Origin of the sequence: Methanoregula sp. (genome assembly GCF_050010295.1) — an archaeon.
Taxonomy (GTDB): domain Archaea; phylum Halobacteriota; class Methanomicrobia; order Methanomicrobiales; family Methanospirillaceae; genus Methanoregula.
Genome location: NZ_JBEKLH010000008.1, coordinates 93,768 through 116,204 on the forward strand (window position 1 = coordinate 93,768; position 22,437 = coordinate 116,204).

General features: G+C 59.2%; 24 protein-coding genes. 13 read left to right on the top strand and 11 right to left on the bottom strand.

What is annotated here, in order from left to right:
- Positions 1-135: 135 nt before the first annotated feature.
- From ABSB80_RS10815 to ABSB80_RS10835, 5 genes are all read left to right on the top strand, one after another.
- Entirely contained in the window at positions 136-930 is a 795-nt protein-coding gene (locus tag ABSB80_RS10815; protein ID WP_428370628.1) for a DNA-methyltransferase, read from the top strand.
- Positions 931-1,069: 139 nt separating this feature from the next.
- A complete protein-coding gene (locus ABSB80_RS10820) occupies positions 1,070-2,005 on the top strand; it encodes a DUF362 domain-containing protein (RefSeq protein ID WP_428370629.1) in 936 nt (311 codons plus the stop codon).
- Between the two features lie 36 nt (positions 2,006-2,041).
- Positions 2,042-2,560: a DUF6125 family protein gene (locus ABSB80_RS10825; protein ID WP_428370630.1), complete on the top strand. Its 519-nt coding sequence runs from the start codon at positions 2,042-2,044 to the stop codon at positions 2,558-2,560.
- 144 nt (positions 2,561-2,704) lie between these two features.
- Entirely contained in the window at positions 2,705-4,138 is a 1,434-nt protein-coding gene (locus ABSB80_RS10830) for a carotenoid oxygenase family protein (protein ID WP_428370631.1), read from the top strand.
- A 6-nt stretch (positions 4,139-4,144) separates the two neighbouring features.
- Positions 4,145-4,312 carry a DUF488 family protein, N3 subclade gene (locus ABSB80_RS10835; protein WP_428370651.1) on the top strand — a complete coding sequence of 56 codons (168 nt, stop codon included), beginning with the start codon at positions 4,145-4,147 and terminating at the stop codon, positions 4,310-4,312.
- A 48-nt stretch (positions 4,313-4,360) separates the two neighbouring features.
- On the opposite strand, the gene ABSB80_RS10840 is transcribed toward ABSB80_RS10835, so the two are convergent.
- The 5 genes from ABSB80_RS10840 to ABSB80_RS10860 form a co-directional block, all read right to left on the bottom strand.
- Complete coding sequence (locus ABSB80_RS10840) at positions 4,361-6,832, bottom strand: plasma-membrane proton-efflux P-type ATPase (protein ID WP_428370632.1); 2,472 nt, start codon at positions 6,830-6,832, stop codon at positions 4,361-4,363.
- A gap of 377 nt (positions 6,833-7,209) precedes the next feature.
- Positions 7,210-7,524 carry a DUF2769 domain-containing protein gene (locus ABSB80_RS10845; RefSeq protein WP_428370633.1) on the bottom strand — a complete coding sequence of 105 codons (315 nt, stop codon included), beginning with the start codon at positions 7,522-7,524 and terminating at the stop codon, positions 7,210-7,212.
- 263 nt (positions 7,525-7,787) lie between these two features.
- The gene (locus ABSB80_RS10850; protein WP_428370634.1) at positions 7,788-8,927 is read right to left on the bottom strand and encodes a glycosyltransferase family 4 protein; all 1,140 of its coding nucleotides are present in this window, start codon (positions 8,925-8,927) and stop codon (positions 7,788-7,790) included.
- Positions 8,915-9,037, bottom strand: coding sequence for a hypothetical protein (locus ABSB80_RS10855; RefSeq protein ID WP_428370635.1), 123 nt, complete (start codon positions 9,035-9,037; stop codon positions 8,915-8,917). Before ABSB80_RS10855 ends, ABSB80_RS10850 begins: the two co-directional genes overlap by 13 nt.
- Before the next feature lie 304 nt (positions 9,038-9,341).
- Complete coding sequence (locus ABSB80_RS10860; protein ID WP_428370636.1) at positions 9,342-9,671, bottom strand: hypothetical protein; 330 nt, start codon at positions 9,669-9,671, stop codon at positions 9,342-9,344.
- A 435-nt stretch (positions 9,672-10,106) separates the two neighbouring features.
- Here ABSB80_RS10860 and ABSB80_RS10865 point away from each other — a divergent pair, with 435 nt between their 5' ends.
- Complete coding sequence (locus tag ABSB80_RS10865) at positions 10,107-10,466, top strand: heavy metal-binding domain-containing protein (protein WP_428370637.1); 360 nt, start codon at positions 10,107-10,109, stop codon at positions 10,464-10,466.
- Positions 10,467-10,740: 274 nt separating this feature from the next.
- On the opposite strand, the gene ABSB80_RS10870 is transcribed toward ABSB80_RS10865, so the two are convergent.
- Positions 10,741-11,535 (bottom strand): tetratricopeptide repeat protein, encoded by a 795-nt coding sequence (locus ABSB80_RS10870; protein WP_428370652.1) that lies wholly within the window; start codon positions 11,533-11,535, stop codon positions 10,741-10,743.
- Positions 11,536-11,655: 120 nt separating this feature from the next.
- On the opposite strand from ABSB80_RS10870, the gene ABSB80_RS10875 reads away from it, so the two are divergent.
- The 7 genes from ABSB80_RS10875 to ABSB80_RS10905 all read left to right on the top strand — a co-directional run bounded on the left by ABSB80_RS10875 (position 11,656) and on the right by ABSB80_RS10905 (position 17,978).
- Entirely contained in the window at positions 11,656-12,831 is a 1,176-nt protein-coding gene (locus ABSB80_RS10875; RefSeq protein ID WP_428370638.1) for an aminotransferase-like domain-containing protein, read from the top strand.
- Positions 12,832-13,529: 698 nt separating this feature from the next.
- Positions 13,530-15,059 (top strand): PEGA domain-containing protein, encoded by a 1,530-nt coding sequence (locus ABSB80_RS10880; RefSeq protein WP_428370639.1) that lies wholly within the window; start codon positions 13,530-13,532, stop codon positions 15,057-15,059.
- A 1-nt stretch (position 15,060) separates the two neighbouring features.
- Complete coding sequence (locus ABSB80_RS10885) at positions 15,061-15,747, top strand: hypothetical protein (RefSeq protein ID WP_428370640.1); 687 nt, start codon at positions 15,061-15,063, stop codon at positions 15,745-15,747.
- A gap of 61 nt (positions 15,748-15,808) precedes the next feature.
- Positions 15,809-16,519 carry a peptidylprolyl isomerase gene (locus ABSB80_RS10890; protein WP_428370641.1) on the top strand — a complete coding sequence of 237 codons (711 nt, stop codon included), beginning with the start codon at positions 15,809-15,811 and terminating at the stop codon, positions 16,517-16,519.
- 598 nt (positions 16,520-17,117) lie between these two features.
- Positions 17,118-17,591, top strand: coding sequence for a peptidylprolyl isomerase (locus ABSB80_RS10895; protein WP_428370642.1), 474 nt, complete (start codon positions 17,118-17,120; stop codon positions 17,589-17,591).
- A 58-nt stretch (positions 17,592-17,649) separates the two neighbouring features.
- Positions 17,650-17,772, top strand: coding sequence for a hypothetical protein (locus tag ABSB80_RS10900; protein ID WP_428370643.1), 123 nt, complete (start codon positions 17,650-17,652; stop codon positions 17,770-17,772).
- Positions 17,769-17,978, top strand: coding sequence for a DUF1622 domain-containing protein (locus ABSB80_RS10905; RefSeq protein ID WP_428370644.1), 210 nt, complete (start codon positions 17,769-17,771; stop codon positions 17,976-17,978). The genes ABSB80_RS10900 and ABSB80_RS10905 overlap by 4 nt, the downstream gene beginning before the upstream one ends.
- Positions 17,979-18,058: 80 nt before the next feature.
- Here ABSB80_RS10905 and ABSB80_RS10910 read toward each other — a convergent pair whose 3' ends face one another.
- The 5 genes from ABSB80_RS10910 to ABSB80_RS10930 all read right to left on the bottom strand — a co-directional run bounded on the left by ABSB80_RS10910 (position 18,059) and on the right by ABSB80_RS10930 (position 21,617).
- Positions 18,059-18,682, bottom strand: a complete 624-nt coding sequence (locus tag ABSB80_RS10910; RefSeq protein ID WP_428370645.1) for a hypothetical protein — start codon at positions 18,680-18,682, stop codon at positions 18,059-18,061.
- Positions 18,683-18,800: 118 nt separating this feature from the next.
- Positions 18,801-19,649 carry a hypothetical protein gene (locus tag ABSB80_RS10915; protein WP_428370646.1) on the bottom strand — a complete coding sequence of 283 codons (849 nt, stop codon included), beginning with the start codon at positions 19,647-19,649 and terminating at the stop codon, positions 18,801-18,803.
- A 785-nt stretch (positions 19,650-20,434) separates the two neighbouring features.
- Positions 20,435-20,896, bottom strand: coding sequence for a hypothetical protein (locus ABSB80_RS10920; protein ID WP_428370647.1), 462 nt, complete (start codon positions 20,894-20,896; stop codon positions 20,435-20,437).
- Positions 20,886-21,050 carry a hypothetical protein gene (locus ABSB80_RS10925; RefSeq protein WP_428370648.1) on the bottom strand — a complete coding sequence of 55 codons (165 nt, stop codon included), beginning with the start codon at positions 21,048-21,050 and terminating at the stop codon, positions 20,886-20,888. The genes ABSB80_RS10920 and ABSB80_RS10925 overlap by 11 nt, the downstream gene beginning before the upstream one ends.
- 63 nt (positions 21,051-21,113) lie before the next feature.
- Complete coding sequence (locus ABSB80_RS10930; protein WP_428370649.1) at positions 21,114-21,617, bottom strand: hypothetical protein; 504 nt, start codon at positions 21,615-21,617, stop codon at positions 21,114-21,116.
- Between the last annotated feature and the right edge of the window lie 820 nt (positions 21,618-22,437).

The window sequence follows — 22,437 nt, forward strand, 5'->3', positions numbered from 1 at the left end:
CGGCACCGCCTGTACCAGGCAGGCGCAGGGAATCCCATTTTACCTGCAGCCCGGTATGAGGTGCATCATCCCCCTCTCATTTCGCAGGGGTAATTCTTTAGCAGCCAGAGCGAACCTATAGGTACAGGGTGCGGCGTGGAGAACGGGTTTTTTTTCAGGGGAAAGCAGTCCGTCATCATCAACGGGGATATCTTTGCCACCCGTGAGATCGCAGAAGAGAGCGTCGACCTGGTGGTCACGTCGCCGCCGTATAACGTGGATATCAAGTACAATTCCCATGACGACCGGGTCACGTACGACGAGTACCTCGCCTTCTCGCGCCGCTGGATGAAACGCTGCCACGGCTGGCTCAAAACCGACGGCAGGTTCTGCCTCAACATACCCCTTGACAAGAACAAGGGCGGCCAGCAGAGCGTCGGGGCCGACCTCACCACCATCGCCAAGGAGGCCGGGTTCTCCTACCACTCGACCATCGTCTGGAACGAAGGGAACATCTCCCGGAGGACCGCGTGGGGCTCGTGGGCCAGCGCCTCGGCACCCTACGTGATCGCCCCCGTGGAACTGATCGTCGTGCTCTACAAGGAGAGCTGGAAGAAGACCAGCGGGTCGCGCCAGTCCGATATCACCCGGGAGGAGTTCATGGCCTGGACCAACGGCCTCTGGACATTCTCCGGAGAACGCAAGTCCCGGATCGGCCACCCTGCCCCGTTCCCGGTCGAGCTCCCGCTCCGCTGCATGAAACTCTTCTCGTTCGTTAAGGATACCGTGCTCGATCCCTTCATGGGCAGCGGGAGCACGCTGGTCGCGGCCGCCCGCTGCGGCCGCTACGGCATCGGCATCGAGATCGATCCCCGCTACTGTGGGATCGCAGCGGACCGGGTCCGGGAAGAGGAGGGACAGCCGGGGAGATCGCCGCCACCACGGGCATAACCATCCCCGGCAGGAGGGGCCGGTCCGGGGTTCCGGTACCGGAAAAGGGATACCGGTCAGCATTTTCACCGGCTGGCCCGGCCCTTCCGCATTGCGCAGGTTCATATCGTCCCGCACTACAGGATCAGCGTGGGGAACCATGACGGGAACGGCAGAGATATTCATTGCAGGCGCAGCGGACCGCCCGGAAGGCATACGGCGCGTGCTCGGCGAATTCGATCTCTCGGTACTCTCCGGGGCAGCAGTCGCCCTCAAGGCGAATTTCAACAGCGCTGACCCGTACCCGGCTTCCACGCACATCGGTACCCTCGGTACCATCTGCGACGCTATCATTGCCGAGCGGCCGGGCCAGCTCACCCTTGCAGAGCGGAGCGGCATGGGCAGGACGAGCGAGGTGCTCACGAGGATGGGCGTCGCCTCGCTTGCGCACGAGAAAGGCTTCTCCGTCAGCGTCCTGGACGACCTCGACCGCCACGGCTGGCAGGAGGTCCAGGCGCCCGGGCTCCACTGGAGCCGCGGCTTCTTCCTCGCCTCGGTCTTCGCGAAGGCCGACCGGGTCGTGCAGACCTGCTGCCTCAAGACCCACCGGTACGGGGGGCATTTCACCCTCTCCCTCAAGAATTCCGTGGGCGGCGTCGCCCGCCGGGTCCCGGGCGTGAACTACGATTTCATGGGCGAACTGCACAGCTCCCCGCACCAGCGCTCGATGATCGCCGAGATCAACCGCTTCTACCGCACCGATCTCGTGGTGATGGATGCCACGGAAGGGTTTGCGAGCGGCGGCCCGGACAAGGGAAAACTGATCAAACCCGGGCTCATCATCGCGGGAAGCGACCGGGTCGCGCTCGACGCGGTGGGCGTCGCCCTGCTCCGGGTGCATGGCACGGTCCCGGACGTGGCGGACGGGCGGATCTTCGGTCTCGAGCAGATCGCACGGGCAGCCGAGCTCGGTGTCGGCGTGGCATCGGCAGGCGCGATCCGGCTCGTCCCGCTCGACAGCGAAGGGGAAACCGCTGCACAGAAGATCCAGGAACAGCTGGACGCCGAAAAACAGGAAGACGACCAGCGTACATGATTCCGGCTGTTCATACTGGCGGGGGGATTTGAAAAGATGAACGAAAGACGGGATGAGCCGGTCAGAAAAGATCTTACCGATGCAGCAAAGAACTGGCTGGCCATCGACGGGCTCTGGTTTCAGGCAGTCGAACAGGAGTACGGGATGGATGCAGCCATTGGATTGGACCGGAAGGTCTGGGAGCAGTTCTCGGTCATCGAGGCCCGGCGGATCAGGGAACGGCTGCATCTCCCTTATCAGGGCGGGCTGGATGCGCTGGAAACAGCACTCAAAAACCGGCTCTTCGAACTGGTCAATGAGCAGAAAATTGTCCGGCCGGACCCCGCGACACTCATCCTGACAATGAAGAGCTGCCGGGTGCAGGCTGCACGCGAACGCAAAAAGATGCCGCTTTTCCCGTGTAAACCGGTCGGTCTTGTGGATTTTCCGGTCTTTGCCCATGAGATAGATCCACGAATCACAACCGAGTGTATCTCATGCCCGCCGGCATCCCTGCCCGGCATTCCTTATTGTTCGTGGAAGTTCAGGATGGCAGGCGCGGAAAACCAGGGATGACCAGGACAGTGTGCTGACGGGTCCGGCACGACTCCCATGAACATCCGGAATTCCACCGGATGCAAAATGACGGAATGGATAAATACTGAACCGCTGCTAAGGAGGCATTGTCGGGCGTTCCAGCAACGCAGGAAATGTGATTTTATGGACGGTGCACTTTTCAGGACCCAGACCAGGGAATACGATATCAACAATGTCACGGTGCGGGGCACGGTTCCCGTCTGGTTTTCGGGCGACCTTTTCCGGAACGGCCCTGCGATCTTTGAGCAGGGGGCCGACCGCATGCGCCACTTTTTTGACGGCTACGCGATGCTGCACCGGTTCTCGTTCCGCGAAGGGGTTGTCTCGTACCGGAGCCGCACCCTCAAGACCGCGGAGTACGCCAACGATAAAAAACTCGGGCGGATCGCCGGGAACGAGTGGGGGACGGCTGCATGGTCCACCGCCGGCTTCCTGACCCGGCTCTCCAACCTGTCCGGTCCGGCAACCGTTGACAATACGAATGTCAACATCGCGGTCATGGGCGGAAGATATGTCGCCCTTTCCGATTTCTCGACCATGGTCTCATTCGACCCCCATACGCTCCAGACCTGCGGCCATGTCCATTTTGAGGACCGGTACGGGGATACGTTCATGGCAGGTGCGGCGCACCCGTCAGCCGACCCCGTCACCGGGGATCTCTTCAACGCGCTCTCGCGCTACGGGCCGTCCGGGGATGTCGCGCTCTACCGCATCGCGCACGACGCCCCGGAGAAGCGCGAGATCATCGCAAAGATCCGGACAAAAAAGCAGACCTATTTCCACAGTTTCGGGCTCACCCCCGGGTATTTCATCTTCATCGAGATGCCCTGGGAGCTGGACATCTTCCGGCTCGTCACCGGGCAGCTCCGCGGGATCCCGCTCGCGGAGTGCTATAGCTGGAACCCGCAGAAAGGCACGAAGTTCCATGTCGTGAGCAGGAAGGACGGTACGGTCACCACGTTCTCAACGGAAGCGTTCTTCGTCTTCCACACGGTGAATGCATTCGAGGAGGGCGGGAAGATCGTCATCGACATCGCAGCATACCCGGATGCTTCCATCAACGCGGAGTTCTTCTTCGACCATCTCCTCACCAGGGGCCTGAGCAGGAAGTCCGCGGCCCGCCTGAAACGGTTCACCCTGGACCTCGACACCGGGATTGTCGGAAGCACTGTTATCTGCGGGGAGGAGACCTTCGACCTCCCCGGGATCTCCCGGAACGTCGCGGGGAGGGCCTACCGCTATGCCTACGGCCTCGGCATGCCGGACGATCCAGGCACTGATTTTCCTACACGGCTCCTGAAAATAGATGTGACCCGCGGCACCAGCACCGCATGGCAGGCTGACCAGGCATTCCCGGGAGAGCCGGTCTTTGTCGCCCGTCCCGGCGGGGCTGATGAGGACGACGGCGTGGTACTCTCCCTTGTCTTTGACGGGAGATCGGGGACCTCGTACCTGCTCATTCTCGATGGCACGACCATGAAAGAAGTCGCCCGGGCCGTCCTGCCCCATCGCATCCCGTTCGGGCTCCACGGGATCTTCGTGGAAGGCCATTCCTGAAACATCCTGGAGCGGTATTCCGGGGAGATCCGGGACCGGCCCGGCGTGCTTGCGGAACTCCGGGACCTCCTCGCCCGGGAAGGGACCGTGACGTTCCTGTACGCAGCCCGCGATCAGGAGCACAACAATGCCGTGGCGTTCCGGGAATTCCTTGAGAAGGAAGCCCTGCCGTGAGGACCGCCCGGTGCCGGCATGAGGGATTGGGCCGGGGCAGCTGCGGTCTCACGAGTACGGGTGGATACGGCTGAACAGCCTGACTTTCACGGCATCATTGATCATGAAGAAGAAGAGCGCATACCCCCATACCAAGAGGGCAAAGGCCAGCCCGATGGACTGCATGAATATGCCGAAGATGGCGAAAGAGGTCCCCAGGATCGCGGTCAGCTCGGTGGCGCCGAAGAGCGAGAGCGTGGGGAGGGGCGGTTCCCAGAAGTGCTGCTTCCCGGTCCGGGCGAGATAGATCGTCAAGTGTCCCGCGACCGCGAGCTTGACGAAGATGAGCGACTGGACAATGCCGGGGCTCAGGTGGAAATATTCCCTGGCCAGCCAGAGCAGCAGGAAACTTTCTGCAACCCCGAGGATCCCGAGGATGCTCGCGAGGGTCAGGATCCGGTTCATCTGCCAGCGGACCGGGCGTGCCGCAGCAACCGCATTGTCGTACGCGATCAGCATGATCGGGATGTCGTTGATGATGGCAAGGACCACGATCATCACGGCAGTCACGGGGTAAAAGTTCAGGAGGAGGATGCAGAGTGCAAGGAAGATCAGGACACGGACCGTCTCGGCGATACGGTACACCGCATAGTTCTCCATCCGCCGGAAGATCATCCTGCTCTCGTGGATCGCATCGAGGATTACCGAGAGGCCCGGCTTGGTCAGGACGATATCCGCGGCAGATTTCGCTGCATCGGTCGCACCGGCAACGGCAATACCTGAATCGGCAGCCCGGAGAGCAGGAGCATCGTTGACCCCGTCGCCCGTCATCCCGACGATATGATCCCCCTCCTGCAGGATCTTCACAATCTGGTACTTGTTCTCCGGGAAGACCTGGGCAAAGCCATCGGCATCCTCGAGCTGTTTCAGCGCATCCTTTCCCTCACCACCGATGAACGCCGACTGGGGGAGGATCCTGGTCCCGAGACCTACCTTCCCGGCGATCTCCTTTGCGATCGCGATATGATCCCCGGTAACCATCTTGACATCGACGCCGAGCCTTTTTGCCTCGGTGATGGTCGCCGCCGAGTCGTCGCGGGGCGGATCGAAGAGCCCGATGAGACCGAGATACTGCCAGGCCCCGCCGGGGTCGGTGCGCCCGACTGCGAGTGCCCGGTATCCCTTTTCCGCGAGTTCGAGGACCCACCCGTCCAGCCGGGCACGCTGCTCATCGCCCGGGACGGCGAGCCCGGAAATGGCCTGGGGCGCCCCTTTGGCCACTTCGAACGTCCCGCCACTCCCGTCACGAACCGTGGCCTTCGAGTACTTTGGGACCGGGTCGAACGGGACAAAATCCGTTACCGTATAACCGGCCGCAGGTACCCCCTTTGTCCCTGTCGACGAAGATCTCGCGAATATCGCTTTATCGATGGGATCGTTGCTCTCCTTTGCAGACGAGAATGCAGCGGCCGCGATCACTTCGTCTTCCGTGATCCCCGGAAACGTTTTCACGTCAGCGACACGGATGGAGTTCTTCGTGATCGTCCCGGTCTTGTCGGAACAGAGGATATCCATACCCGCCAACTCCTCGATGGCGCTGAGACGGCTGACGATCGCCTCTCTCTTCGCAAGGGCAACCGCGCCTACCGCGAGGGAGACCGTGAGGACGGCCGGAAGCGCCGTCGGGATAGCGGCGACGATCAGGATGAGGGCGAACAGGAGGGTGTCGGGGATGGATTCCCCGCGGATCATAGAGACAATAAAAACAAGGCTGACGAGGGAGACAGCAAGGATGATCAGATAGTTCCCGATCCTGACGACCGCCTGCTGGAAATGGCTCCGGGGTGGTTTCTCCCGGAGCAGGCTGGTGGTCCTGCCAAAAAATGTCTTCGCCCCCGTACCCGTTACGATTGCATCCATCTCGCCCTGCCACACGATGGACCCGGAATACGCATCGTCCCCGTCCTTCTTCTCGACCGGCAGGGATTCTCCGGTCAGGGCCGATTCGTCAAGAAGGAGATACTTCCCATGCGTGAGCCGGACATCTCCAGGGACGATGTCCCCGAGCCGGATGTGGACGGTATCGCCCGGGACCAGCCCGCGGGCCGGGATCTCCTGCCACTTCCCGTCCCGGAGTACGCGGGCGTTCAGGGCGAGACGCTGTTTTAAGAGTTCGATGGCATTCTCCGCCTTGTGCTCCTGGAAGAACCCGACGGCCGCGTTGATGAGGAGCATCAGGAAGATGATCCCGAAATCTTCCCAGTGCTGGATCACGGCCGAGAGAAGGGCAGCGATCTCGATCATCCACGGGATCGGGCCCCAGAAATAGCCGAGGAACTTAAGGAGCGGGTGCTTCTTCTCTTCCGGAATATCGTTGTACCCGTATTTCTGCAGCCGCCGCTGTACTTCTGCGGTGCTGAGGCCTCCGGGACCGGTCGTGAGGATCTCTGCCAGCTCTCCAGCGGACCGGGATGCATCCGGGCTGGCGGGGTTGTCCTCCTGGATCTCGCCATTCTCCAGCTTCTTTCCGGTCTCCATCATCAGGGAACCTCGCGGATCAGGTGAGGACGCGGATGGTCTCCGGTGCCGGGATATGGGGTGGAAGGCTCCAGGAGATACTGAGATCCACCCGCTCTCCCGGCCGGACCATGACACCCGTTCTCATATCCCGGCCGGTTACAAAGCGAACCTTCCCTGCGGCCGGATATGAGAGGACTCCTCCTTTTTCCAGGACCGGGGCCCCCGCGACATCCACTCCAGTGCAGAGGATCGGGCCCGGTGCTCTCTACCTGCAAGTACCGGCGTAGGAGGAGACTGAACCGGTGGCAGGTGCGGGCCCGCCTGACAAGCGGGGCGCGGGAGCCTGCATCGTTCAGCAGAGTCACCCCCCACATCATCATCGGCAGCAGAACAGGTACTCACATCTTCGTTCCCCAGATCGTGTGCTCGAAGCGCTGGGCTTTCTCCGAACCTTTCAGACAGAACAGGGTATGCTTCAGCCCGAATTCCGGCGTTACCGGGCAGGTGGGGCAGATACACCCTTTCTCGAACGTGATACACATGAAGCTCTTGCCGGTTGCACAGAAGAGGAGCTCGCCGCCCTTCCTCGCGCAGCCAGTATACGTCGGGCAGCCCGGGCAGGTGCACATACCCTTGAACTTCTCTACGGCCGCTCCCATCTCTGCCGGCGACATCCCTTTCATCGCCTTCGTCATCTCTTCGAACTTGTCCATCATCTCACCCCTTCGTGGAAACACCGCGATCTCTCCGGGAGTTCATGCCACGAACCCCGGAAATACCGCCCGCTCCGGGACTGCAGGACCGCCGGTGCCCGTATGGGGGGGCACGACCGGCAGTTCTTCCAGTCGGACGCAGTTACGAGCGGAGATTAATAGGATCTCCCCTTCGTTCCAGGTTTTGAGGCAAATTCTGAAAAGAGGGGTGATCCCTGCCGATGCTCCGGTCGAGGAACGCCCCTGGGCAACGGGCACCTCCCTCAGGAGTGGGCCCTCGCGTAGGTGTCCGCCATCCGTGAAGCGACCGGGTCCCACTGGAAGACCCGGTCAACCTTGGACCTCCCCCGCCTCCCGAGCACCTCGGCGTTCTCCGGCTCGTCGATCAGGCTGCTGATCCCCCATGCCAGGGAATCAGGCGTGGGCTCCGCCTTGATCCCATTCACGAAGGAGTCGATATTCTCCGCGAGGCCGCCCACGTTCGAGGCCACCACCGGCTTCTCCGCGCTCCACGCCTCTAAGAGGACGAGGCCGAACGGCTCGTTCCTGCTCGGGATGACGACGACGTTGCACGCGTTCAGGAGGCGGAGGTACTCCGAGTCGGGGATGTGGCCCACGAAGTTGACCGGGAGGTCGCGGGCCCGCTCCTGGAGGTACTGCCGCATCCCGCCGTCCCCGGCCACGATCACTTTCGCGTCCCAGCGTTCCCGGCAGACCTTTCTCAGGGCCTCGATCAGGAGGTCCGGGCCCTTCTGGTACACGAGCCTCCCGATGAAGAGGATGACGGGGGCGTAGGGGTGGATCCCGTAGGCCCGCTTCACCTCCCCCGCGTCGACCGAGGCGCGGTACTGCCGGGGCACGACGCCGTTCGGGACCACGTCGCACTTCCAGTCCGGGATGTTGTAGAGCCGCATCACCTCGTTCTTGAGGGTTGCCGAGACCGTCGTCACCCTTTTTGCGATAAGCCCCCCGTACCACTCCTTGCCGGAAACCTCCCGGTACTCCCACCAGTCCCCGGCCTGGTTGCCGTTCCTCCCGAACTCGGTCGAGTGGAAGGTGAGGATGGTGTCCCGGTCCTGGAGGTGGTGGAGGGCCTGGACCGCGTGCCAGTCGTGGAAGTGGAGGATGTCGAAGCGCCCGGGGCTGTCACACTCCCGGAACTGCCCGACCATCTTCATGCTCATGTCGTTGCAGTACGCCACCGGGTTGCTCCCGCCGGGCTGGCAGTAGTGGTACCGGACATCGTTCACCGTCTGGTCCGGGATGGAACCCCGCGAGAAGTAGTGGACCTCATGGGATTTTGCCAGGCTCTCGGCGAGGTTGGTCGCCGCGCTCGCGAGCCCCCCCACCCGCTCGGCATGGAGGGACTCCCAGCAGAAGAAGGCTATCTTCAGGGTCTCCATGCAGCCTCCCCCGGCCCGGCGCCGTGGTCCTCCGCCCCGACCCCGACCGCCCCGCGGCCCAGGTGCCGGTTCCATGCGCCCGATCTCCTCCCCCCTGCCGGGAGGATCACTCCTGAGATGACTGTTCCCTGTCGGTTCCTGTACGAATCTCCGTGTGGTCCTGAGATGCGAATGATCTTCACCAGGTCAGGCTGTTTGACCGGAGAATTACATAGCGTCTCACCCGAACCTCAGATTTTGAGACCAATTTTGAAACATTGCACCGCGGTTACCGCATCCGGCCGGTACAGGAGGGATATCTCCAGATATGAGACGGCCGTTACGGGTTCCGGCAGAGGACAGAAAGCGAAAAAAAGATCTTCCGGAGGAGTAACTGCCTCCGGGCCGGAGGACCGCTCCGGCTCCAGGTAAACATCACATCTTCGACTGGTCGCGCGTCTTGTTCGCCCCGCCGGGCATGGATTCTCTGCGGGCGCCGAGGCCCAGCATGGGGTCACGGTGCTTCTTCCGCTTCCCGTCGCTCCGGGGAACCTGGTCCCCGGGTTCTTCCGGGCCGGGTTGTACGGAGAGGAAGCAGTCGACCGGGTTGCGGTCGCCGATGCAGGTCTTGTCCTTATAGTCCTCGCAGTCGCTGCAGGTGGGAACCTGGGAGGGCAGGAGCGAGGGAAAATGGTTCTTCCAGAGCGCAGGGTCGATCTTTCCTGTCTCGAGGAAACGCTGGATATGCCGCGCCGTGTATTTCATACCGGTGAGTTTGGTGTTTATCTCACTTATGCCCTTCTTCTCCGGGGTTACAGGGAGCTGGTATATTAGTGAAATTTTTAGAATATTGTTCTGACGCTCCTGGGGGCTACGTCTTCAGGGTCCTGACGGACCCTTCAGACTCCGCCCCCGCCGCGTGGGCGTCCCCCAAAAATGATAGTCACTCAGAAGGTTATCGAGAAATTTCAGTAAAAAAAAGAAATAATCAATCGGGGGTCGAAGGTCGGCTTTTGCATCCCTTCTCCTCTTCGAGATCTGAAGACTTCTCAGAGATTCGAGGGGTGCTCCCCTTGGGATGCCTCCCCCTCGGGGAGCCGCTGGTTCCCGAAGGGAACCAAAGGCTGGAGAAGAACCATCAGAACCTTGGTCGAAAACACTTTAAGTAGTAACTAGTCAACCGGTTCAGAGGTGACATCAATGACAGAGGAAATTATTGTCGTAAGTACACCTTATCTTCCGGGCTACCGGATCACAAAGACCATCGGATTTACCTGGGGTCTCATTGTGAGAAGCCGGGGTCTCGGCAGGAATATAACCGCAGGCCTCCGGTCCCTTGCTGGAGGAGAGATCCACGAGTACACCGAATTGTTGAGCCAGTCGCGTGAACAGGCGCTCGGCCGGTTGAAGGACCATGCAAAAGCGTTGGGTGCAAATGCGATCATCGGCGTGCAGTTCGATTCGTCAGATATTAGTTACATGACCGAACTACTCGCGTATGGGACAGCAGTTGTTGTTGAGAAGGAAACCGAGAAAATAAGCCCGGTCAGACTTGGGTAAAAAAATCGCTTTTTTCGGGTTTTGTCCAGCTGTCGGCAGATGGGTTATTCGCGAGCAATACGGAAGGTTCTGATAAGGTAGAGGTTGGTGATCGATTTTTCATCCGGTGCTGATAAGTTAACGGTTGATCGTTATTTTTCTCTCTCGTAAAGATTTCTCAACCGACCGCCAACTCATCAGAACCCTCTACAACTTTTTTTGTCGACCGATAGGATTAGCAGAACGAAGCCATCTCGTTCGCGAAAAAATCGGTCACCGAAGTGCCGCACTCCTCTCACCGCGCGATGTCCCGGACATTGCCGCTGGTCAGCTCGCGCACCTGGTTGAAACACGCGGCCGACTCCTTCTCCCGCCCGAGCCGGCCCAGGCAGAGGCCGAGGTTCGCCCACGCGGTCGCATCGAGCGGGTCTGTCTCCAGGGCGTCGCGCAGCAGCGCCTCTGCCTCGTCATACCGCCGGAGCCGTGCAAGGGCGACCGCCTTGTTGGTCATGACCATGGCTACCCCCGGGTTCACCGCGAGACATTCGTCGTAGAACCTGACCGCCTCCTCAAACTCCCCCAGCTCTGCGAGCGCGACCCCCGTGTTGTAGAGCGCCTTCGGGTACTTCCTGCGGATACCAAGGGTCCTGTCGAAGCAGCGGATGGCGTCGCGAAGCTCCCCGATCTGGTAATGGCAGTTCCCGCTCATGAACCATACCTCGGCGTGCCCGGGGTCGCGTGCGACGACCTCTTCAAAACAGGCGACCGCGTCCCGGTACTGCGCCAGCCGGAAGAGGGCGAGGCCTTTCATGAACCACGCATCGGCACATCCCGGATCGGTCTCAAGCGCCCGTTCGCAGCAGAGTATGGTCTCGCGGAAGAGGCCGAGGCGGTCGACTGCAGCACCGAGGGCGACGAGCACCCCGGGGTTCTCCGGTTCCTGTTCAAGGGCACGGTCGAAACACCCGATCGCCTCGGCATACCTTCCGGTACAGGTGAGCGCTGTCCCGCGCCGGTACCATTCTTCCGCCGTCGTTTCAGTGCCTGTTGCCGGATGTTCCAGGACCGATCCCCCTGTATGATAGGGGATCGGGCCGGGAGCCTAAAAAACCTCGGGTACCGGCAGCAGGGGCCATAGTTTCCATAGGTTTTTCATTCCTGCTGCCCAATGCACTGCCAGTCACGGAAAAAATCCGCGGGGGGATGACCCATGCAGTACCGCTTTGCAGACAGGCTCTCGCGCGTCCCGGCATCGTTCCTCGACGAACTCTTCCGGGTCTCGGCCGATCCGTCCATCATCTCGTTTGCCGGCGGACTCCCGTCCTCTGCGCTGATCGATACCGGGGGGATTGCAGCGGCGACCCGCGACGTCATGGAAGGGGAAGCCAGCGTCGCCCTCCAGTACACGACCACCGACGGCTACCTCCCGCTTCGGGAGTTCATCGCGGAACGTTACCGGCGGCGCCTCGGCATCCCGGCCACGGCGGGAGAGATCCAGATCGTCAACGGCTCCCAGCAGTGCCTCGACCTCTTCGCCAAGATCTTCCTGGACAAGGGAGACCACGTGGGCATGGAGCGCCCCGGGTACCTCGGGGCGATCGAGGCCTTCTCACTCTACGAACCAACCGTCGACACGGTCGGGCTGGAAGACGACGGGCCGGACCTTGGGGCATTCGAACGGCTCGTCAGCGGAACACCGGTCAGGTTCTTCTACGGCATCCCCAACAGCCAGAACCCGTCCGGCACCACCTGGTCGCTTGAGAAAAGGAGAGCGGTCGCCGGGATCCTTGGCGACACCGACACCGTCTTTTACGAAGACGATGCCTTCGGCGAGCTCTTCTTCGACGGCAGGCCGAGGCCCCCGCTGAAACGCTGGCTGCCGGACCAGGCCGTCCTGTCCGGTTCGTTCTCAAAAATAATCGCGCCGGGAATGCGGATCGGCTGGATGTATGCCCCGCGGGAGATCCTGGCCAGGTTCAATATCGTCAAGCAGGCGGCAGACCTGCACTCCAACTTCCTCTGCCAGAAGATCATGCACCGGTACCTGGCAACGCATGACCTCGATGGGCATATCCGGAGGATCGTCGCGGTGTACGGAAGGCGGTGCCGGCTGATGTGCGACCTGCTCGACGACCTGCTGCCGCAGTGCCCCCACACCCGCCCGGAGGGGGGCATGTTCCTGATGGCAACACTCCCCCCGGGGATCTCCTCGCGGAAGGTCTTTGACGAGGGGGTAAAGAACAAGGTCGCGGTCCTCCCCGGGCTCCCGTTCTATGTTGACGGGGGAGGGGACGATACCATCCGGATGAACTTCTCGGCCCCGGACGAAGAGCAGATCAGGGAAGGCGTGCACCGGCTCTCGCGGGTGATCGCGTCATTCCGGTGATCTGGAGGGGCCGGGCTCCTCCCGGGCCCCCGGAAAAACGGCTCCAAAAAAATCGTCGGCTTTCATCATAGATGCTCTAGGGGGCTACGGCCTATGATGCCTCGAAGAACTCTGATGAGTTCTTCTCGTCTTCAGGGTTCGATGGGTTATCAAACCCGAGAAGGAGAAGGGAGGCATAAGCCGACCTTCGACTTTCTGATGGACCCTTCAGACTCCGCCCCCGCCGCTCGGGCATCCCTCCATGTTGGGATAGCCCCTCAGAAGGTTGATGAAAATATCCCGAACGGGGTCGAAGATTCACTTCGTAAATCTTCTCCTCTTCGAGGTCTGAAGACCTCTCAGAGATTCAAGGGGATGCTCCCCTTGGGCTGATTGAGTAGTCTTCAGACTACGAAATCGAGAAGATGCATTCGCATCTTCGCTGCCTCCCCCGGAAGAGCATGCTGGAGAATGTCGAGAGTCATCAGACTTGAGACAGGAGAATGCTTCAGTGTCGTCGGACCTGAAGCAGGAGAAGAAGAATCTTCTCCTGACCGAAGGTCTTCGATAGAACCCGAAGGGTTCTTCGACTTGAGAGAGGGGGTCACCCTCATAAACCGTTAAAGAATATTGGTGAGCAAAGCAGGAGTTCTCCATCGTCCGGAAAACGCATCTTATTTATAGCGCAGGATCCTGATGTACCATTACAGGGTGATTCTGTGAAAAAATCCATCGCAACTCTTCTGGTTATCGTTATTCTCTGCGCCTTGTGTGCCGCAATGATCGTACCGGTCGCAGCTGCCGGGGAAACCCCGACGATAACCACCCAGGAGACGTTCGTCACGCCGCCGACACCGGAACCGACGACCCCCCCTACGACGGAGCCGACGACCGTGCCCACGACCACCGTCGTGACCACTCCGCCGACACTCCTCCCGACAATCACCGAACCGACCATCACCATCCCCCCGCAACCGACGGAAGTGGGAGGCGGCAAGGGCTGGATCGACACGTACTGCAACGTGAACGGGGCGACTGTCTATTTCGACGGCGTTCCGCAGGGGCAGACTGCCGGGGGCATTCTCTCGGTAGCGGTATCTCCCTCCTCGTCCCCGGTCTCCACGGTCACGGTATCGCTGTCCGGCTATACCCCGTGGTCGGGCCCGCTCCCGCATATGCCGCAGGACCAGGAGCATGTCGCGGTCTATGCTACCCTGAACCCGATCCCCACCCAGACAACGGTGCCCCCGGTACAGCCCGGGGCACTGTATGCCCAGTCAAGCCCGGCGGGCGCCTCGATCTCCATGAACGGCAATTTCATGGGGTATTCCCCGCTCACCATCCCGAACCTGCCGCCCGGGACGTACTCCATGAAGGCGTCGCTGAACGGGTACACCCCGGACACCCGCCTGGTCACCCTGTACTCCGGCCAGACCGCCACCTATTACCCGACGCTCCAGCCGTCCCCCCCGCCGCCCCGCAGCACCGGCACCGTAGCGGTGACATCGAACCCGGACCATGCCCTGATCTATGTCGACGGGAACTACCAGGGCAAGGCGCCGCTCGCCGTCACCCTGTATCCCGGGAGCCACGCGTTCAGGCTGGCCCTGCCCGGGTACACGGATTATAGCTCAACGGTCTACGTGAACCCGAACACCAACCAGAACCTGAACGCGGTCATGGCCCCGGCCGTGTACGGTACGGTGGTCATCACCTCGCTACCCGGCGCGGGCGTGTTTATGGACAACAACCCCATGGGCACGATCCCGCCGTCGGGGAGCCTCGCCCTCTCCAACGTGCAGAACGGCAACCGCCTCTTCAGGGTGACCAGCCCCGGCTATAACGACTGGCTCAGTTCTGTCTACATTATGCCCAACGTTGTCACCCCCGTCACGGCCACGCTGACGCCGCTCGGGCCCAACCCGACACCGGTACCTGCAACCGGCGGGTTCACCATCGTCTCGACCCCGGCAGGCGCAGAGATCTACATCGACAACCTCTTCGAGGGATATACCCCTGCCACCCCCGGCAATATTGCGCCCGGGCAGCACCAGGTCCTGCTGAGGTACGCCGGGTACGTCGACTCTACGACTGTCGCAACGGTGAACCCGGGGCAGGTGACGCCGCTTGCCATCAGCCTGCAGCCTGCACCGGCACCCACGCCTGCCTCGGCCCCTTCAGCCGCGGTCCTGATCGGAGGGGTTGCGGCAATAATCGGTACCGGTGGAGCCTTACGGAGGCGATCCTGACATGACGGGAAGATCTTCAGTTTCAACAAAACTCGGGGTGAGCGCTGTCCTCGTGATCGTCATCATCGGGGTGCTCACGATGTTCGCCTATACCAGCGAGCAGAACGCCCTCCGGGACGCCACCCGGCAGGGGATGGAGTCCACGGTGGGCGTCATGGCCACGCAGGTCAATGCCAGCGATATCGCCGGCCTCAGGCCCGGCGACGAGATGTCCCCGCAATATCTTGCCGTTGCACGACACCTGGAGACCCTGCGCAGCATGGACGATCGCATCCTCAACGCCTACATCCTCAAGGTGAACCCGGACAAGACCGCCACGTTCCTCGTGGACGATCTCTACCCGCTGGACCCGCAGGGCTCGGCAACGATCGGTGAGGCCTCCACTGCCCCGGACCAGAACGAGATCTTCGCCGCCCTCTCCGGCCCGACCGCTTCGGAGCAGCCCTACACCACAAAATACGGGTCGTTCATGAGCGCCTATGCCCCGATCGATGATTCCGCCAGCGGCTCCAATGGCAACACCGTCGCCGTCCTCGCCATCGATATGTCGGCAAAGGACTACAATGATGCAACCACAAAAGGCGACCTCATCCTCCTGGCGGGTACGGCAGCCATGGTCCTTGCCGCCGGCGTGATCTTCTTCTTCGGCACACGAGGCCGCAGGAACGATGAGAAGAAGGCAGAGTGAATACAAGGGGAGCTGAAAGTCCCCGCAACCTCTATTTTCCCGCAGCACCGATAGTATGAGGATGTCACCAGTCAGGACACTCTGTATTCTCGGGCTCCTTGCAGCAGCACTTCTGTTCTGCGCAGGATGCACCCAGCCAGCACCTTCAGGAACCGCACAGGCCCCGGTTGCCACCACGCTTCCCTCACCGGAAGCAACGACCGCGGCTGCAACCACCCTGGCGCCCGCCGCCACGACAGCACCCCTGTCCGCTACGGCTGCCACCACGGCGCTCACAACAGCTACTCCAGCGCTCTCCGGCAGGGAGGTGCTGCTCGAGACCACGATGGGCAACATCACCATCGCGCTCGACCCTGCGATGCCGATCACGGCCGGCAACTTCGAAACCCTCGTGAAGAAGGGCTTCTATGACGGCGTCATCTTCCACCGGGTCATCAGCGGCTTCATGATCCAGGGCGGCGACCCTACCGGTACCGGCCTGGGCGGACCGGGCTACACGATCCCGGACGAGTTCACGAGCCACAACATGAACAGCCGCGGGGCGGTCGCGATGGCCAACACCGGGCAGCCGAACAGCGGGGGCTCCCAGTTCTTCATCAACCTCGTGAACAACAGCGCCCTCCAGCCCGGCTTCGACAGCCATTACCCGGTCTTCGGGAACGTGGTCGGAGGGATGGACGTGGTGGATGCGATAGGGAGCACTCCCACGTCCGGCGACCCGGACAACCGCCCCCTCCAGAACATCACGATCGTCCGTGCCGTGATGGTCTGAAGGATCTGTAGAAATCATTGGAACAATATTCTGCGCTCTTGGGGATGTCGACATGACGAAGTCATGGAGACAAGAGAAGAACGCGTCAGCGTTCTTCGAATTGCCTGCCACCAGGGCACAGCGAAGATGCTCTCGCATCTTCTCGAACCTGCCCTTGCCTTGGGCAACGGCAGATTTCCCCCCCTTCGTGATAGTCACTCAGAAGGCCATCGAGAAATTCGTAGAATACGGAAAGACTAATAAATGGGAGTCGAAGGTCGGCTCTTGCCTCCCTTCTCCTCTTCGAGGTCTGAAGACCTCTCAGAGATTCAAGGGGATGCTCCCCTTGGGCTGATTGAGTAGTCTTCAGACTACGAAATCGAGAAGATGCATTCGCATCTTCGCTGCCTCCCCCCGAAGGGAAGAGCAGGCTGGAGAAGAACCGGCAGGTTCTTCGACTTGAGAGAGGGGGTCACCCTCATAGTCTCTTCAAATGGTAAACAAAAAAACAGACACGTACAGGATTTCTCCCAAGCTGGCCTGAACCCTTTTTTCATCCCGGCCTCCCCGGTTCTTCACAACACAGAAGAATCAGGAGGTGCCATACTCTTAACCAGGTATGACCGCAGCAGAGCAATCCTCAAAACTCGTAAAACTCGAGACTACCATGGGCACGATCACGATCGCCCTCGCACCCGACATGCCGATCACGGCCGGGAACTTCGAAACCCTCGTGAAGAAGGGCTATTATAACGGCACCATCTTCCACCGGGTCATCAGCTGCTTCATGATCCAGGGCGGCGACCCCACCGGCACCGGCAGGGGCGGACCCGGTTACGCGATCAAGGACGAGTTCACCGCCGACAACAGGAACAACCGTGGCACGATCTCCATGGCAAATGCCGGGCCCGACACGGGCGGGTCCCAGTTCTTCATCAACCTTGCCGACAACAACTTCCTCGACGGGAAGCACCCGGTCTTCGGCAAGGTAATCGAAGGCATGGATGTTGTGGACAAGATCGGTAAGACAAAGACCGGCCCCGGCGACAGGCCGGTGAAGGACGTCGTCATTGTCCATGCTGTGATGGCCTGATCATCTCCTTTTTCTCCGGTACGTGAAGATTGATATGCCGGTACTGCGGCACATATGCATGGACGCATTTCCGTTCCTTGACATCATCCACATCTTCACTATCCTCTTTGGCATCTTCGGCGCTGCCCTCATCATCTACGGGGCCTGCGGGCAATTGCCGGTATCATTCTTTTCGAGGTGAAAAAACAGCAGACGGGATATAACCAGATCCGGAGGGAGTTCACCAGCATGCTGGTGTTCGGGCTGGAATTTTTCATAGCAGCCGATGTGCTGACCACGCTGGTTGCCCCTACACGAGATGAGATCATCCTGCTGGGAGCGGTGGTGCTTATCCGGACGATCCTCGGGTATTTCCTCTCAAAAGAGTCAAAGGATCTTGTACCGTAGTGATGCATCCGCCCGGTACACCACCAGGAAATTTCGGACAATACCCGGGGGTTGGGGTGAAGGAGAAGAGCGATCCCACCCTATATAATTGAGATCAAGTCGTTGCAAACTGTCTGAATTTCCCGGGAATCCATCCGCCCATATCGTTCCCGTACGGGATCGATGGCGGGAATCTGTGTAAGAATATCTTTTACAAATGTATAGTGCGAGACTTCACGACCGAGGATTTCCAGATCGATTTCCCGGCCTCCGGAGCCTGGATCGATAAGTGCAAGAATATCTGCACAATCTTTGATCCATTTTAATCGCTCACGCTCTTCGCTGATGAAGGGATTACCATGTTCAATCCGGTAATTCCGATCCCACGCAGATTTCAGTTTTAAGAAGACCAGCATGGAGCGGTTGGGGACTGCAATTTCAGAGCCTCCCCGGACACGTATGAATACTGTATTGCCGGAAAGGATCTCGAAGGAGAAGGGAATCTCCGGGTGCCCCTCGAAAGGATAGGATGTGGTCCGTGAAATAAAATCGAGAATAATGGTCCCGTGAGAAGTAATTTTTTGTACCGTTTTCCCGAACGGGTAAAGAACATCATAGGTATATCCTTCATATCTCTGCAGGTAATGCATCAGGCTGTGACCTGTACGACTATTGGTGACGAGATCGATGTCAACTGAACCCAGATAGGGATTGTACGCATCCACCGCCCAGCCCCCGATAAGAATCAGCGGCGGAGAGGATGATTCATCATCAGATCTCCCGCCCCAGTCCCCGATTTTCCTGATTTCCTGACCGGATATCTCTATAATCTCCTGGCTTAGCTCATAACCGGGCATATACGTCAACCATTGCTTTTGTCAGGTCCATTGCACTGTATCCGAGTCCGGCCAGGTCGAGCAGGGTCTGGGCCGGAGAGGTAATAAGAATGGACTCCCTCTCACGGGCATCCGAGAATACATCCCGGTCCGGGGAATAGATCACGGCCCGGATAGGGTTCTCTTCTTTTGAGCCGAAATTTTCCTTAAACTGGCCGATCGTCTCCTTTTCGAGATAAATGTAGATTGCATCCTGTCGTACTGCATATGAAGTATACAGTCCTCCAGAAGTGTATGCCGTGAATGCGAATTTTATTTTTTGTTCTTTGAGAGCCCGTGTTATCTCCTGGGCTGCGGAATGAGACCCGGAGAACCGGAGGAATACCTCTCCGGCCTGTAAATTCTTCATGGGGCGTTCCCATGCCACGCCATTCAGGAGATTTTTTACGTCAGCTACCGATACGAACCCGCCCTCTTTTTTTACAACATTCTGCTCACTTAGAATTTCGATGACTTTGTGAGTCCAGGCATACGATACATCCTCCTTGAGTGATAGTTGCCGGATAGAAGTACTTTTTTCCTTGAGTAATCTCGTGATAACTCTCCAGGACTTCTCGGAACTGATCCGCATCGCGGTTGATTTGTAATCCTGATTTCTCGGAGTACTGATGGCCCAGGGGATTTTAATTACCCTGATGTCGAGGTCCCGTGCCAGTGATTCCTCCCGGCGATTGATGGTCTTTGCCGCAAGTACCAGCTGGACAACCGGGTGGTCGGGCTTTTTCTGCCAGAGTTCTCTCTGGAGGACCATCCGTGCGAGCGTATCGATAGTAACCGTGGTTCCCTTTATTTCCACAAAAAAAATTTGTCCGCTCTCTTGGAATATGAGGTCCGGGCGTAATGGAACGGCAACATCCAGTGAATCATAGAGTGTTCCCCAATCAACATTCTTCGCATTTGATGGGAGCCCCAATTCATTCCGGATGAAGGATTCGATATTTTCCGGAATTCCGGAATTCTGCATAGCTATCACTTATAAGTGATAACTATTTAAAATTATCACTGATACGTATCACTTTGGGATGATATAACGGGTATGGTATCAGTGATACGCAGAGGGTCTCGTGTTCTTCCGATTCTGGTTTTCATCAGAACGGCATACAGCGGAAAAATACAGGGAATAATAACCCGAGGGAATCTTCCAGCCGCGTGGTGCAACGGAATGTATGGCTCCCATCGTGTCTTTGGCTCCGGAAATATGCAGATGCAGGATCGTTATTGGATCATGTTTTTTCAGACATATGTCCAATTTTCTGTTCACAACCGAACAGGTGTTGTGGAGCCGGGTGTGAGCTGGGCAGGCCCACCCGGGACCGCAGATAGCGGCCCGGGCCTGCCTTTGTTCTCACTTCACGTCCGCCGCGATCGTGAACTCGAAGAACGCTGTCGCGTTCTTCTCGTGTCTCAAGTCTGATGACTCTCGACAACTCGAAGTCCTGATGGTCTTCGAAGAACGCTGTCGCGTTCTTCTCGTGTCTCAAGTCTGATGACTCTCGACAACTCGAAGTCCTGATGGTCTTCGAAGAACGCTGTCGCGTTCTTCTCGTGTCTCAAGTCCGATGACTTTCGACATTCTCGTGTTCATCGCATCGCTTCGCTCGCGATGACCAGTTCAAACACCGGGCTCGTGGAGCCGCCGTTTGCCGGGCTGAAGTCCCGGGCATTTCCCAGCTTCCGCTTCGCGGTCCGGATCCGGACCGTGTGGATACCCGGCGAGCGCGGGTAGACCCTGCGGCCGTCGATGTCGCGTATCTCCCGGTAGGGCGGGATCTCGAACCAGTCCGGCCAGAAGCGGACACCCCGGGGGATGTCCGTCCCCCGCATCAGGTCCTGCAGCCTCAGCGGCGACATGTTGTCGTAGATCACATCGATGATCAGGTTCTCCTTCTCATGCCCCGGGTGCAGCTCCAGCTCGTAGAAGATCGGGCTGCGCCGGACCTCGTCGAGCGTGAGCGGGGTGTCCTTCGTGAGCGGTTCGAGGCCGCTGAACGTGCCCCGGTAGAGGCCGGTCACGGTTGCGACCGGTGCGGTCTCATCCGCCATGGTGCGCCTCCCGGTAATGCTCGTGCTCGTCCCGGAGTTTCTTGAACTCCTCGACGATCTCGTCGTACCTGCCGGTCTTCTGGTAGATGGCGAAGAGGAGGGGATAGAGCGGGAGTAAGGCCCCGAGGAAGAGGCCGATAATTTCTGTTTCCATACGAAACCTCCAAAAAAATTTTGTGAGGGGGAGAGACGTTTTCATCCCTGCCCCGTGTTCTCCTCAGGCCAACGCCGCGACGGTGTCGGCCCAGGTCTCGACCTTTGTCCGGATCCCGTCATCCGAGTACGAGGTAAGCCGTACGCTGTCACGGGCCAGGATGACATAGTAGATATCCCCATTCGGGTCGTGGCACTTGATCGTTGCCGAGAACGTGTCCTTTGGCTCATCGTGGACCGGGGTACCGTTGTGGGCCGTGTTCAGCCCGGCAACTCCGGTCAGGGCCGGGATGCCGGCGTTGTATCCGGCAACCGAATCGAACGAGTGCGACGCATTGCCCCGCTTCTTCGCATCGGCGTCCTGGTACACGATCTTCGCCCCGTAGGACTCCTTGGTCTTTTCCACGGGCGGGTGGGTCTGCCCGGCGCTCACATACGATACACAGGCAAACGGGTTGGCGGTCAGGACCGACTGGACGATCGTGTTGAACGCCGCCACGTCTGCTATCGGGTTCGCAAGGGTGCGGACCGCGGTTTTTACATCTGTTTTCTGTACGAAATCTGCCATGTTTTTCAACTCCGAAGAGGTTCGTCAGAATCTCGAGGACGAGAAGAACTTATCAAAGTTCTTCGAGTTCCGAGGGTTCATCAGAACCCTCCTAGTTTTTTGAAATCCGGGAGTCGAAGGCAGGCTCCGCCTTCCTTCTTTTCGAAATTCGGCTTTTTTGCCTCACTTCTCTTCGTCGAGGTTTACTAGAAACCTCTCGAACTCCGCGGATCTCCGTTTGGTTTTTCCGGGAAGGTTTGCGCAAACCTCACCGGAAGGAGGGGATTTTTTCCCCTTCGTCTCCAGGGCCCCTTTGACATATCAATATTGGACGTATGGGGAGATGGGTCTGGCTGAATAAATTTTCACAGGGCAAAACGGAGAGTTTTACTGGCAATTGGAGATAATCCGGGGCAGGAAATCTGCCGGACGGTTTCGCAAAAATGGGAATGTGAAAGCTGGTTTAACCTCTCGTCGTGACAGGGATCATTTCCCGAAAAGAAGGATTTCTCATTGCCCATGATCCTTGTTTCAATACTGAACCCCCTCCTAAACCATGATCACCCTTTGTTTTCGCCTCCCACGTAAATCCCGTCTCCATGACCTATCCTCTAACCAAACAGATCTACACAGGCCGGTTTTATCCCTCGCAAAAAGCCCGGTCTGGTAATCCGGGGCAGTACCAGCATTTCCAGAAAAACCTTCCCAAAAAAGGGCCGAAACAGGCCGGTCGGTTAGATCCGGAAAAATGGAAAAGAAGCCCGATACGAGCCCGGATTGGCCTTTTTCACCAAAATAAGGGGGTGAGACCCCCCTATGTCAAAAAAGGGGATCTCATTTC